General features: G+C 41.1%; 11 protein-coding genes and 2 tRNA genes. 10 read left to right on the top strand and 3 right to left on the bottom strand.

Annotation, left to right across the window (positions count from 1 at the left end; genetic code table 11):
- The first annotated feature begins 34 nt into the window (after window positions 1–34).
- Both HMPREF0693_RS15005 and HMPREF0693_RS15000 read left to right on the top strand, forming a co-directional pair.
- Window positions 35–111 (top strand) — tRNA-Asp (locus HMPREF0693_RS15005).
- Window positions 112–118: 7 nt separating this feature from the next.
- Window positions 119–194, top strand: a tRNA-Trp gene (locus tag HMPREF0693_RS15000).
- A gap of 270 nt (window positions 195–464) precedes the next feature.
- On the opposite strand, the gene hdfR is transcribed toward HMPREF0693_RS15000, so the two are convergent.
- The gene (hdfR, locus tag HMPREF0693_RS14995) at window positions 465–1,289 is read right to left on the bottom strand and encodes an HTH-type transcriptional regulator HdfR (protein WP_036919565.1); all 825 of its coding nucleotides are present in this window, start codon (window positions 1,287–1,289) and stop codon (window positions 465–467) included.
- Between the two features lie 115 nt (window positions 1,290–1,404).
- Between hdfR and HMPREF0693_RS14990 the strand changes: the two genes are divergently transcribed.
- Window positions 1,405–1,743 (top strand): MaoP family protein, encoded by a 339-nt coding sequence (locus HMPREF0693_RS14990; RefSeq protein ID WP_004246370.1) that lies wholly within the window; start codon window positions 1,405–1,407, stop codon window positions 1,741–1,743.
- Between the two features lie 47 nt (window positions 1,744–1,790).
- Here HMPREF0693_RS14990 and HMPREF0693_RS14985 read toward each other — a convergent pair whose 3' ends face one another.
- Window positions 1,791–3,323: a YifB family Mg chelatase-like AAA ATPase gene (locus tag HMPREF0693_RS14985; RefSeq protein WP_036932480.1), complete on the bottom strand. Its 1,533-nt coding sequence runs from the start codon at window positions 3,321–3,323 to the stop codon at window positions 1,791–1,793.
- Between the two features lie 444 nt (window positions 3,324–3,767).
- Between HMPREF0693_RS14985 and ilvL the strand changes: the two genes are divergently transcribed.
- From ilvL to ilvA, 6 genes are all read left to right on the top strand, one after another.
- Window positions 3,768–3,869 (top strand): ilv operon leader peptide, encoded by a 102-nt coding sequence (ilvL, locus tag HMPREF0693_RS18980; protein ID WP_017827031.1) that lies wholly within the window; start codon window positions 3,768–3,770, stop codon window positions 3,867–3,869.
- A 129-nt stretch (window positions 3,870–3,998) separates the two neighbouring features.
- The gene (gene ilvG / locus HMPREF0693_RS14975) at window positions 3,999–5,648 is read left to right on the top strand and encodes an acetolactate synthase 2 catalytic subunit (RefSeq protein ID WP_004246367.1); all 1,650 of its coding nucleotides are present in this window, start codon (window positions 3,999–4,001) and stop codon (window positions 5,646–5,648) included.
- Window positions 5,645–5,923, top strand: coding sequence for an acetolactate synthase 2 small subunit (ilvM, locus tag HMPREF0693_RS14970; protein WP_004246366.1), 279 nt, complete (start codon window positions 5,645–5,647; stop codon window positions 5,921–5,923). The genes ilvG and ilvM overlap by 4 nt, the downstream gene beginning before the upstream one ends.
- 10 nt (window positions 5,924–5,933) lie before the next feature.
- On the top strand, window positions 5,934–6,860 hold the full coding sequence (locus tag HMPREF0693_RS14965; RefSeq protein ID WP_004246365.1) for a branched-chain amino acid transaminase: 927 nt from the start codon (window positions 5,934–5,936) through the stop codon (window positions 6,858–6,860).
- Window positions 6,861–6,932: 72 nt separating this feature from the next.
- Window positions 6,933–8,783: a dihydroxy-acid dehydratase gene (ilvD, locus tag HMPREF0693_RS14960; protein WP_004246364.1), complete on the top strand. Its 1,851-nt coding sequence runs from the start codon at window positions 6,933–6,935 to the stop codon at window positions 8,781–8,783.
- Window positions 8,784–8,786: 3 nt separating this feature from the next.
- On the top strand, window positions 8,787–10,361 hold the full coding sequence (gene ilvA / locus HMPREF0693_RS14955; protein WP_004246363.1) for a threonine ammonia-lyase, biosynthetic: 1,575 nt from the start codon (window positions 8,787–8,789) through the stop codon (window positions 10,359–10,361).
- Here the strand turns inward: ilvA and ilvY are convergent.
- A complete protein-coding gene (gene ilvY / locus HMPREF0693_RS14950) occupies window positions 10,347–11,234 on the bottom strand; it encodes an HTH-type transcriptional activator IlvY (protein ID WP_004246362.1) in 888 nt (295 codons plus the stop codon). The genes ilvA and ilvY overlap by 15 nt on opposite strands.
- 172 nt (window positions 11,235–11,406) lie before the next feature.
- Between ilvY and ilvC the strand changes: the two genes are divergently transcribed.
- Window positions 11,407–12,882, top strand: coding sequence for a ketol-acid reductoisomerase (gene ilvC / locus HMPREF0693_RS14945; protein ID WP_004246361.1), 1,476 nt, complete (start codon window positions 11,407–11,409; stop codon window positions 12,880–12,882).
- Window positions 12,883–13,047: the final 165 nt, after the last annotated feature.

The raw sequence follows: 13,047 nt of genomic DNA, 5'->3' as shown, positions 1-13,047 counted from the left end.
ATGTAAAAAGACATTAAGTGCGTAAAGAATAAGCGGAGCGGTAGTTCAGTTGGTTAGAATACCTGCCTGTCACGCAGGGGGTCGCGGGTTCGAGTCCCGTCCGTTCCGCCAACTATTTAGGGGCGTAGTTCAATTGGTAGAGCACCGGTCTCCAAAACCGGGTGTTGGGAGTTCGAGCCTCTCCGCCCCTGCCAGTTACCAATTAAGTAATAACAAAATTTATACTACTTTGTAGCCCAGTTAATTAACTGGGCTTTTTGTTATATAAAAACCACTATATTTTTCTCCAATCCTTCCAACTCTTCCAATCCTAAATCGTATTTATAACTCTATGTATCATCCAAATGATTAATCTAACATTATTCACATAATATTTTTCTGGGTATTGAGTCTGTTATTAGTAATAACATGTGCTTCAATCATCAATTTTATTACTGATATATCAATTTGACTGAAGCACAATGCTACTGATGGTTGGAGACAGGTTGAGAAAGTAGTTGCTGAATTAACACTTGTTGATCACTGGTATTGAGCCATACAGCAAATAGCGGTTTTTGGATGATCTCTACTGCTGCTGGTGAGAGATCGGGATATAAATCGAGCCAATGAGTAGGTAAAAAAGCAACGGCATTTGTTGTTTTCATTAACTGATAGGCAATCATAGCTGAATTTGTTGTCAAAATAGGTTCTGTTTTTGGTGCAGAGCTATTTTGTGAAAGTGGTGACAAATCAGCACTCCACTCAATTTTGATAAATTGTGCGCTTTGCTGGTTCAGATGTGATGCTCTTTTCATTAGTTGAAATGTGATATTACCAATTACTTTACTTTCCAACTCATCCATTTTTGGTGCTTCTGTAGTAAAAAGCAGATCTAGCTCACGAGCATGAAGCTGCTTTACTAGAGATTGCCTTGTAGAGACTCTAGATTCAATTCTAAGCTCATTTCTTTTTAAGTAAGCCTCTTGTAGCCAAGAGGTTAGATAAGCGTCCCAGAGCGATGCTGTCGCACCAATTGAAAGTTCTGAGTGTTGGGAGGCGTGGCTAATTTCTTTTTTTGCCTGTAACCAGGTATTCATTAATGACTCAGCATAAGGGATAAGCCTTTCTCCAGCGAGTGTTAAGCGAATATTGTTACGATGGCGAGTAAACAAATTTGTCCCAAGTTGGGTTTCTAATTGGCGTATTCTAAAACTGACCGCAGACTGTGTTAAATAAAGAGATTCAGCGGCTCGGCCAAAGTGTCTTGTCTTACTGACTTCCAAAAAGGTTTTCAGTAATTCGGTATCCACATCTATCTCCAAAAAAATTTGTCGTTACGATTTAAATATTTTGTTTTACAGAACCGCATGACTCCCTAATACTCCGCGCCATAAGTATGACGATAGAGAATTAGGAGTGTGTCAGATGGCAGAAAGTTTTATCACGACTAATCGTTTTTTTGACAATAAACATTATCCGCGTGGTTTTTCTCGTCATGGCGATTTCACTATCAAGGAAGCCCAGATATTGGAACGTCATGGTCAAGCTTTCAATGAACTTGATTTAGGCAAACGAGAGCCTGCAACTGAAGCGGAAAAATTATTTGTTGCCATGTGTCGTGGCGAACGAGAAGCAGCTACTGTTGAAGAAAAAATTTGGAAGAAATATACCAGTCGTATAAGTCGTCCAAAACGTTTTCATACCTTATCGGGTGGAAAGCCACAGCTCGATCCATCTGATGACTATACCGATTCTGATGATTAATATCATTAGTTTTAATTTAAAAGGGGCGTATTTCGCTCCTTTTTTACTTACCCTTCTAACTGTTTTTGTAAATAGATCATCAGTCTATCCATGGCGCGAAAACTCAACGCTTCAATAAGATGATTTCGTTGTATTTTTTGCTCATTCTCAAGATCGGCAATAGTTCTCGAAACTCTTAAAATTTTGTGCCATGCACGAATAGATAAGCCTAATTTATTCAATGTCTCTTCAAGAAAGAGTGCATCTTTGGTATGTAATTGACAAAAATGTTCAATCTCTTTACTTGATAAATAAGTATTAAGCTTGCCACTTCGCTGGAACTGACGTTCCCTGGCTTGTAAAACTCGAGATCGTATGATGCTACTCGATTCATTTGTATGGGTCGATTGTAGTAATGCACCTTGAGGTAATAATGGCATTTCAACGGATAAGTCAAACCTATCTAAAAAAGGTCCCGATACTTTGCTTAAATAACGTAATACTTGTTTTACGGGCGTTCGATTATGAGTACCTTGATAGTGCCCTGTAGGACTTGGATTTAATGCACCGACAAGTAACACATTTGCGGGATAGCTAATTTTGGCTTTAGCGCGTGAAATGGTAATTTTGCGCGCATCAAGAGGCTCTCTAAGTGCATCTAACACACGTCTATCAAATTCCGGCAATTCATCTAAAAATAAAATGCCATGGTGTGCAAGTGTAATTTCACCGGGTTTAGGAATAGATCCACCTCCGGTTAAAGCAACGGCAGATGCCGTATGATGAGGTGCTCTAAAAGGACGTAAAGGCCATTTACCATCATGATGTATCGTATTTGATAGGCTACTGATAATTAATACATCAAGGGCTTCTTTAGCTGTAAGTGGAGGTAAGAGAGTATTAATGCGTTGTGCCAACATTGTTTTTCCTGTGCCAGGAGGGCCAAGAAATAAAATGTTGTGATTTCCTGCTGCAGTGATTTCTGCAGCTCTTTTTGCGTTATTTTGTCCAATAATATCACTAATATCTTTATTATTTTGGTTTTCAATTGTTTTGTGATTAATATTGTTTTTAGCTTCAATTAATGGAGTGTTATTTTCTAAATGATGACAAATATCCAAAAGATGGCTAGCTAATAACGCGGATTTATTAGGTAAGAGCGAAACTTCTGATTGATGTTCAATAGAAATGATAGATATTCTATTATCTTTGTTGGCGCTTAAAATTGAGGGAATAACCGCATTCACTTTTTGTAATTTACCGGAAAGTGCAAGCTCACCGATAAATTCATAACTATTTAATTTATCAGAGATTAATTGCTCTGAGGCAATTAAGATAGCTAATGCAATGGGTAAATCATAGCGGGCTCCTTCTTTAGGTAAATCAGCGGGTGAAAGGTTAATTGTAATTCTTTTTGCTGGATAACTATATCCACTATTTATTAATGCGCTTCTTACCCTATCTTTCGCTTCTTTTACGACAGTTTCAGGTAAACCAACTAAAGTGAGTCCTGGTAATCCCTGGCTAATATGAGCCTCAATAGTAATAAGTGGTGCAGAGATCCCTAATGAGGCTCGCGTATATATTACTGCTAATGCCATTTTTTTATTCTCCATTATTTTCTCTCTTTTTAATTTATTTTTATTGAGGTGTTAAATAAGAAGTTAATTAAATGAGAGATATCTCGTAAATATTTAATTTATTGAAAAATATAGAAAATAAATAAAGTTAAAAAATAATTATTGGATAAAAAATTATTATTTATACGAAACTTTTTATTTTTGAATTTAATTATTTCTATTAACAGAATAAATAGTAAATTAATGGTTTTTCTTTCAGTATTAACCACTACAATATAATTATTAAGCAGTGTTATATTCTGATATGTGATGGAGAGATAAAAATAGCTATATGTTTCATGTGGTTAGAATTATTTTAAAAATAATCATTGTCAACATGAAAATATCATGGTAACTCTAAAAGGACAGAGTGAAAGAGAACACAACACAGACTATTTTTTACTACAGAAAAAGAATTTTAATATTATGAATACTATCGTCCTAGTGATTAGCCTAATTATTGTCAGCGTGGTGGTGATTATTAACCCACTGTGCGGGGCTGCACTAGGACGAAGAAAGGCTAACTAAACTAGCCGGATCTCAGAAAAACCCCCGCACCGAAAGGCGCGGGGGTTTTTTTTGAGCCAAGGATTTTAAAGAGAATAAAAAAGAAAATAAATTAATATTAAACAAGAAGTTAAGACGCAGGGTGAAAGAATGAATGGAGCACAGTGGTTAGTTCAAGCATTACGAAAACAGCGAGTGGAAACGGTCTTTGGTTATCCTGGCGGTGCGATTATGCCTGTGTATGACGCACTCTATGATGGCGGTGTCGAACATGTTTTATGTCGTCATGAACAGGGAGCCGCTATTGCTGCTATCGGATTTGCTCGTTCTACCGGTACAACTGGTGTCTGTATCGCGACATCAGGCCCAGGCGCTACTAATGTCATCACAGGTCTTGCTGATGCATTGTTAGATTCTGTGCCTGTTGTTGCTATCACAGGGCAAGTTGCTTCAAATTTAATCGGGACAGATGCTTTTCAAGAGGTGGATGTACTTGGGCTCTCTTTAGCATGCACCAAACATAGTTTTCTGGTTTCTGATGTGAATGAACTGCCAAGAGTCGTATCAGAAGCATTTTCGATCGCTAAGCAAGGGCGTCCAGGCCCTGTGTTAATTGATATTACTAAAGATGTGCAATTAGCAGATGCTTCACATTTAGCTGATTATCCATTGCCACAAGAGCAAGAGTTTCCCTATCCCGAACATGAAATCGCGCAGGCTCTGCAGATGTTAGCACAAGCGAAAAAGCCGATTTTGTATGTTGGGGGCGGTGTAGCAATGAGCCAAGGTGTTGAGGCGCTAAGATCTTTTGTAAAACAGACGCAAATCCCCGTTGTTTCGACATTGAAGGGGTTAGGTTGTGCTAATGCATTTGATGCCAATTATTTAGGTATGTTGGGTATGCATGGTACAAAAGCTGCTAATTATGCCGTTCAACGTAGTGATTTATTAATTGCTGTAGGCGCTCGTTTTGATGATCGCGTAACGGGTCGTTTAAATACTTTTGCACCCAATGCAAAAGTGATCCATATCGATATCGATTACGCAGAGCTTAATAAATTAAAACAAGCCCATATTGCTTTGTTAGGTGATGCCAAAGTGTTATTACCTAAGTTATCTCAACCGTTAGCTATTGAGGCATGGCAAGAAGAGGTACAGCAATTAATCGCTGAATATGCTTGGCGCTATGATCATCCCGGTGAAGCAATTTATGCTCCTTTGTTGTTAAAACAGTTATCTGATGCTAAGCCTGAAAATAGCATTGTGACAACAGATGTTGGACAGCACCAAATGTGGTCAGCACAGCATATGACATTTGATGCGCCAGAAAATTTTATTACTTCTAGTGGGCTAGGCACGATGGGATTTGGTATCCCCGCGGCTATTGGTGCGCAAATAGCTAGACCTGATGCGTGTGTTATCTGTGTCTCTGGTGACGGCTCTTTTATGATGAATGTGCAGGAGTTAGGCACCATTAAACGTAAGCAATTACCTATTAAATTGGTGTTATTGGATAACCAGCGGCTTGGTATGGTGCGCCAATGGCAAGAGCTGTTTTTTGAGCAACGTTATAGTGAAACCATTTTAACGGACAACCCTGATTTTGTTGCTTTGGCAAAAGCTTTTGATATTCCGGGGCAGCGTATTACAGAAAAAGCACAGGTTGCTGAAGCAATTAAATGTTTATTAACCAGTGATGGCCCTTATTTATTACAGGTATCTATCGATGATGCAGAGAATGTCTGGCCTTTAGTCCCGCCGGGCGCAAGCAATGATGAGATGATGGAGAAATCAAAATGAACCAACACAATATCACAATTGAAGCCCGTTTTTGTCCAGAGATCTTAGAACGTATCTTGAGAGTTATCCGCCACCGTGGTTTTCATATATGCTCAATGAATATGAATATCACAGAAAGTAACTATATTAATTTAGCTCTGACTGTGAGCAGTCAACGACCTGTTGATCTTTTATGTAGCCAGTTAACAAAGTTAGCTGATGTTGCAGGTATTCAGGTCTTACATCAACAACAAAAAGAAAAATTACAATTCATAAGTGCACTTAGTGCCATGTAAGGATAGAAGAATGACAAAGCAAGCTGATTATATTTGGTTTAACGGTGAAATGGTTCCATGGGCTGAGGCAAAAGTACATGTCATGTCTCACGCACTACATTATGGAACGTCTGTATTTGAAGGAGTACGTTGCTACGATTCCCATAAAGGGCCTGTCGTTTTTCGCCATCGTGAGCATATGCAACGATTGCATGATTCTGCCAAAATTTATCGTATGCCTGTCGCGCAAAGTGTTGATGAGTTAATGGAAGCTTGTCGCGAAACATTGCGCAAAAACCAGTTAGTCAGCGCTTATATTCGTCCTTTAGTTTTTATTGGTGATGTCGGAATGGGGGTTAATCCACCAGAAGGTTATAAAACCGATATCATTATTGCTGCATTCCCATGGGGGGCATATTTAGGTGAAGAGGCGTTAGATAAAGGGATTGATGCGATGGTCTCTTCTTGGCATCGAGCAGCACCTAATACTATCCCGACGGCGGCCAAAGCAGGAGGTAATTATCTCTCTTCATTGTTAGTGGGCAGTGAAGCTCGTCGCCATGGTTATCAAGAAGGGATTGCATTAGATGTTCATGGTTATCTTTCTGAAGGGGCTGGTGAGAACTTATTTGAAGTAAAAGATGGCGTTATTTTTACTCCTCCATTTACCTCATCTGCGCTACCGGGGATCACTCGCGACGCAATTATTAAATTAGCGAAAGATCTCGGTTATGAAATTCGTGAACAAGTACTGTCTCGAGAATCTCTCTATCTTGCTGATGAAGTGTTTATGTCTGGTACCGCTGCAGAAATTACACCAGTTCGTAGCGTTGATGGTATTCAAGTTGGTATTGGTCGCTGTGGTCCAGTAACAAAAGCTATTCAGAAAGCTTTCTTTGGTTTGTTTACGGGTGAAACCGAAGACAAATACGGCTGGTTAGATCCTGTCAATCCATAATCATAATTAAATACATTTATTGAGCGAGTAGTTCGTTCCCTACTCGCTGTTATTATCGCAGGAGTGTGAAAAATGCCTAAATACCGTTCAGCAACAACGACACATGGTCGCAACATGGCTGGCGCCCGCGCATTATGGCGTGCAACAGGAATGACTGACGCTGATTTTGGTAAACCTATTATCGCAGTTGTAAATTCATTTACTCAATTTGTACCCGGTCATGTGCATTTGCGGGATTTAGGAAAACTGGTTGCAGAGCAAATTGAAGCTGCGGGTAGTGTGGCTAAAGAATTTAATACTATTGCGGTGGATGACGGTATCGCGATGGGACATGGTGGCATGCTTTATTCGTTACCTTCCCGTGAGTTAATTGCTGATTCTGTGGAATATATGGTCAATGCACATTGTGCAGATGCCATGGTATGTATTTCTAACTGCGACAAAATCACACCGGGTATGCTGATGGCGTCTTTACGCTTAAATATCCCAGTCATTTTTGTTTCTGGTGGACCGATGGAAGCAGGTAAAACCAAGCTTTCTGATCAATTGATCAAGTTAGATCTGGTTGATGCGATGATCCAAGGGGCTAATCCTAATGTCAGTGATGCTGATAGTGAACAAATTGAGCGTTCTGCTTGCCCTACATGTGGATCATGCTCTGGTATGTTTACGGCAAACTCAATGAATTGTTTGACTGAAGCGTTAGGATTATCGCAACCGGGTAATGGTTCATTATTAGCAACCCATGCTGATCGTAAAACATTATTTATTAATGCGGGTAAGCGTATTGTTGAATTAACTAAACGTTATTACGAACAAGATGATCTATCTGCATTACCACGTAATATCGCTAAAAAAGAAGCATTTGAAAATGCGATGATCTTAGATATCGCCATGGGGGGATCAACAAATACCGTTTTACATCTATTAGCTGCCGCGCAAGAAGGTGATGTTGATTTTAAGATGGAAGATATCGACAGACTTTCTCGCCAAGTTCCTCATTTATGTAAGGTGGCACCAAGTACCCAAAAATATCATATGGAAGATGTGCACCGAGCAGGTGGGGTGATGGGGATTTTAGGTGAATTAGACAGAGCAGGATTACTTAATCGCAATGTTAATAATATCTTAGGCTTAAGTTTGCCTGAAACATTAGCACAATATGATGTGATGCTAAGCCAAGATGAGCAAGTGAAATCAATGTACCAAGCCGGTCCCGCAGGTATTCGTACCACAAAAGCTTTTTCACAAGATTGCCGTTGGCCGACTTTAGATACCGATCGTGAACAGGGGTGTATCCGAAGTAAAGCGCATGCTTATAGCCAAGATGGTGGTTTGGCCGTGTTATCAGGTAATTTAGCGCAAGATGGCTGCATTGTTAAAACCGCGGGTGTGGATGAAGATAATTTAGTGTTTAGTGGCCCTGCTAAAGTATACGAAAGCCAAGATGATGCGGTAGAGGCAATTTTAGGTGGCAAGGTCGTTGCGGGTGATGTGGTCATTATCCGTTATGAAGGCCCGAAAGGGGGGCCCGGTATGCAAGAAATGCTCTATCCAACCTCATATTTAAAATCAATGGGATTAGGCAAAGCGTGCGCATTAATCACGGATGGACGTTTTTCTGGTGGAACCTCGGGGTTATCTATCGGACACGTTTCACCGGAAGCGGCAAATGGTGGGATCATTGGTTTAGTGGAAGAAGGGGATATTGTTGATATCAATATTCCAAATCGCGAAATTAACTTACGGGTAGATGAGAAAACACTAGCAGCCCGTCGTGAAGCACAACTTGCTCGTGGAGATAAAGCGTGGACACCTAAAGATAGGCAGCGCCAAGTCTCTTTTGCTTTACGTGCCTACGCGTCTTTAGCAACCAGTGCAGACAAAGGTGCTGTACGTGACAAATCTAAACTAGGGGGCTAACTCATGGCAGCCTTTAGACCTTTAACTTCAGCACCCAGTAGTGCTGAATATTTAAAAGCCGCATTAAGTGCGCCTGTTTATGAAGCTGCTGTCGTGACACCTTTGCAAGAGATGGCAAAAATTTCTCAGCGTTTAGAAAATACCATTTTAGTTAAACGAGAAGACCGACAACCGGTGCATAGCTTTAAACTGCGTGGCGCTTATAACATGATTGCAGGGTTAACGCCGGAGCAAAAGGCAAAAGGGGTGGTTACTGCATCAGCGGGAAATCATGCCCAAGGGGTGGCATTATCAGCTAATCGAATGGGCGTAAAAGCATTAATTGTGATGCCTATTGCAACGGCGGATATCAAAGTGGATGCCGTACGCCAGTTTGGTGGTGAAGCATTGTTGTATGGGGCTAACTTTGATGAAGCAAAAGCAAAAGCCATTGCTTTGGCAAAAGAGATGGGATATACCTTTGTGCCTCCTTTTGATCATCCCGCCGTGATTGCAGGGCAAGCAACATTAGCAATGGAGCTGTTACAACAAGACGTCCATCTTGATCGTATTTTTGTGCCTGTTGGCGGCGGCGGTTTAATTGCTGGGGTTGCTGTATTAATTAAACAACTGATGCCTGAAATAAAGATCATTGGTGTTGAGGCGGAAGATGCTGCTTGTTTAAAAGCAGCGTTAGAAGCAGGACATCCTGTTGAGTTACCTCGCGTTGGATTATTTGCCGAAGGTGTCGCTGTCAAACGTATTGGCGATGAAACCTTCCGTTTATGCCAAAAGTATGTTGATGATGTGATAACCGTTGATAGTGATGCAATTTGTGCCGCTGTAAAAGATCTGTTTGAAGACGTACGCGCTATTGCAGAGCCTTCTGGTGCTTTAGCATTAGCAGGGCTAAAAAAATATGTTGAGGAGCATCAGATCAAAGGGGAACGTTTAGCTCACGTACTTTCTGGCGCTAATGTGAATTTCCATGGCTTACGTTATGTTTCGGAACGTTGTGAATTAGGTGAAAAACGAGAAGCGCTATTTGCCGTTACAATTCCCGAACAAAAGGGTAGTTTTTTGCGTTTTTGCCAAATTTTAGGACAACGTGTTGTTACTGAATTTAACTATCGTTATAGCGATGCCGATCCAGAAAATGCACGTATTTTTGTCGGTGTGCGTTTAAGCCAAGGGCTACAAGAGCGTAAGGAAATCGTGCAACAGCTAACGGAGGCGGGTTATCAAGTCTCCGATCTCTCCGATGATGAGATGGCAAAATTGCATGTGCGTTATATGGTCGGTGGTCGCCCTAACCAGCCATTAAAAGAGCGTCTGTTTAGCTTTGAGTTTCCAGAAGCACCGGGTGCATTAATGAAGTTTCTTAAAACATTAGGGACTTACTGGAATATTACGCTATTTCATTACCGAAGCCATGGTACTGATTATGGCCGTGTGCTGGTGGCGTTTGAGTTACCTGAAACGGAAGGGCGTTTTGAACGGCATTTAGATGCGTTAGGTTATGAATATCATGATGAGACAGGAAATCCGTCTTTTCAGTTATTTCTTTCACCACAAACAGCCAGCTTAGTGGTGGAGTAGGCGCCAAAACGCACTGATCACAGGCTCTTGAAGGCGTTTGTGTAAACCACAAACGCCAAGTTCAAAGGGTTCTACCAGCGATATATTATCGAGCAAAGAGATACGGTTTCGTACCGGCTCAGGGCAGTTATCGACGACAACTTGCGGAATAAGTGCAATACCACAACCAAGAGCAACCATTGAAACAATCGCTTCATGCCCTGAAACAGTGGCATAAATAAGAGGATTTTGAATTCGATGGCGTTTAAACCATAAAGCAATGCGCTGTCGTGATGGGCCGTGTTCAGGAATGATAAAGGGAATATTGAGCCAATCCGGTTTTTCTTGTGTAGCAAGGTGTCGAACATTACCCGGTAGAGCAGGGGCAATAAGAACTAAGGGGATCTCGCCTATTTTCTCAAAGCAGATATTTTCAGGCAACTTCTCTGGTTTTCCTGCAATACCTAAATCGGCTTCATCTGAGATAACTTTATCCACAGCATCTGCGGCATCACCGGTAGTCAATTTTATCTCGACTAAGGGATTTTCCGCACGAAAACGGTCAAGGATCGGCGGAAGGTGACTATAAGCTGCAGTGACTGAACAAAATAGACGTAGCTCTCCAGACAAGCTGGGACTGTTCTGGTTTAGCGTATGTTTGAGTTGCTTATATTGCAATAAGGTGTGTTGAGCATAACGTTTAAGTTGTTCCCCTGCATCAGTCAGTGTGACTTGGCGGTTATCACGCAAAAAAAGTGGATGCCCTAGTTGTTCTTCAAGACGCTGGATCTGACGTGAAAGCGTGGATGGACTGACATGCATGGCTTGCGCAGTCTTGGTGAAATGGCAACTTTCAGCAAGATGTAAGAAGAGTTTGAGATCGCGAATATCCATGGTCAGCCGCCTAGGTAAATAGTAAAAACAACGTTGCATTTATTGCAACATCATCTTGTAAATATATCAATTTAAGCAATGGCTTTCATCCCCTATAGTAAAGTCATGCAATACCTCACCGAGAGTGGGGATAACAATAGCAAACATATACACAACGATTTGGGAGTCGCTCATGGCCAATTATTTTAATACATTGAATCTGCGTCAGCAGTTGTCGCAACTGGGTAAATGTCGCTTTATGTCTCGTGACGAATTTGCCGATGAGGCTAATTATCTAAAAGGTAAAAAAGTCGTTATTGTTGGCTGTGGTGCACAAGGTTTAAACCAAGGTTTAAATATGCGTGATTCAGGACTGGATATCGCCTACGCATTACGCCAAGAGGCTATTGATGAAAAGCGTGCTTCATGGCGTCGTGCCACTGAAAATGGTTTTGAAGTAGGAACCTATGAAGCATTGATCCCGCAAGCCGATTTAGTGGTTAACTTAACGCCGGATAAACAGCACTCCGCCGTTGTTCAAGCCGTTCAACCACTGATGAAGTCAGGCGCCGCTTTGGGGTATTCTCATGGGTTTAATATCGTTGAAGTGGGTGAAAAAATTCGTGACGATATTACTGTTGTGATGGTTGCGCCAAAATGTCCAGGTACTGAGGTGCGCGAAGAGTATAAGCGTGGTTTTGGTGTACCTACCCTAATTGCTGTTCACCCAGAAAATGATGCTAAAGGTGAAGGTATGGCCATTGCGAAAGCATGGGCGGCGGCCACAGGTGGACATCGTGCGGGGGTATTGGAATCATCTTTTGTTGCGGAAGTAAAATCAGACCTGATGGGCGAGCAAACTATCCTGTGTGGTATGTTACAAGCCGGCTCTCTGCTGTGTTATGACAAAATGGTTGCTGAAGGTGTTGAACCGGGCTATGCAGGTAAACTTATCCAGTTTGGTTGGGAAACGATTACAGAAGCCCTGAAACAAGGTGGTATTACCTTGATGATGGATAGATTATCTAATCCTGCCAAAATGCGTGCTTATGCTTTATCAGAGCAATTAAAAGAGATTATGGCACCACTGTTTGCTAAACATATGGATGATATTATTTCAGGTAAATTCTCTGAAACCATGATGGCAGATTGGGCAAATGATGATAAAAACTTGCTGACATGGCGTGAAGAAACGGGTGCAAGCGCATTTGAAAATTATCCGGAATATGAAGGTAAAATCAGCGAGCAAGAGTATTTTGATCATGGCGTATTGATGGTTGCGATGGTTAAAACGGGTGTTGAGCTGGCGTTTGATACGATGATTGAAGCTGGCATTATCGCTGAATCTGCCTATTATGAGTCACTGCATGAATTGCCATTAATCGCGAATACGATTGCGCGTAAACGTCTGTATGAAATGAATGTGGTTATTTCAGATACCGCAGAGTACGGTAACTATCTGTTCTCTTTTGCCGCCGTGCCGATGTTAAAAGAGTTTATGACGACGTTGCAAAGTGGCGATTTAGCGAAGCATGTTCCAGATAGTGGGACAGATAATGCTCAATTGCGTGATATCAATGAAGCCATTCGTCAGCACCCTATTGAGATTGTCGGTAAGAAATTAAGAGGGTATATGACGGATATGAAAAAGATTGCTGTTGCCAACTAATTTTTCGTCGCTCTTTACGCGATAAGTGCGTTGGCTGCACTCGGTTACCCAAGTCACATACTAATGTATGCTCCTTGGGATAACCTCCTTTGCCGCCTTCTTCTCACGCAAATAGCTTAGAAAAATAAGTACTAATATATTTTAAAAGATAAAACAGAATATAAG

The organism is Proteus mirabilis ATCC 29906 (genome assembly GCF_000160755.1).
Classification (GTDB): domain Bacteria; phylum Pseudomonadota; class Gammaproteobacteria; order Enterobacterales; family Enterobacteriaceae; genus Proteus; species Proteus mirabilis.
Note: the sequence above shows the minus strand (reverse complement) of the source record. Positions and strands in the feature narration are given on the sequence as shown.

Coding starts and splice junctions, on each gene's coding strand:
- HMPREF0693_RS14990 (WP_004246370.1), top strand. CDS start 1,405: ATGGCAGAAAGTTTTATCACGACTAATCGTTTTTTTGACAATAAACAT.
- HMPREF0693_RS14985 (WP_036932480.1), bottom strand. CDS start 3,323: ATGGCATTAGCAGTAATATATACGCGAGCCTCATTAGGGATCTCTGCA.
- ilvL (WP_017827031.1), top strand. CDS start 3,768: ATGAATACTATCGTCCTAGTGATTAGCCTAATTATTGTCAGCGTGGTG.
- ilvG (WP_004246367.1), top strand. CDS start 3,999: ATGAATGGAGCACAGTGGTTAGTTCAAGCATTACGAAAACAGCGAGTG.
- ilvM (WP_004246366.1), top strand. CDS start 5,645: ATGAACCAACACAATATCACAATTGAAGCCCGTTTTTGTCCAGAGATC.
- HMPREF0693_RS14965 (WP_004246365.1), top strand. CDS start 5,934: ATGACAAAGCAAGCTGATTATATTTGGTTTAACGGTGAAATGGTTCCA.
- ilvD (WP_004246364.1), top strand. CDS start 6,933: ATGCCTAAATACCGTTCAGCAACAACGACACATGGTCGCAACATGGCT.
- ilvA (WP_004246363.1), top strand. CDS start 8,787: ATGGCAGCCTTTAGACCTTTAACTTCAGCACCCAGTAGTGCTGAATAT.
- ilvY (WP_004246362.1), bottom strand. CDS start 11,234: ATGGATATTCGCGATCTCAAACTCTTCTTACATCTTGCTGAAAGTTGC.
- ilvC (WP_004246361.1), top strand. CDS start 11,407: ATGGCCAATTATTTTAATACATTGAATCTGCGTCAGCAGTTGTCGCAA.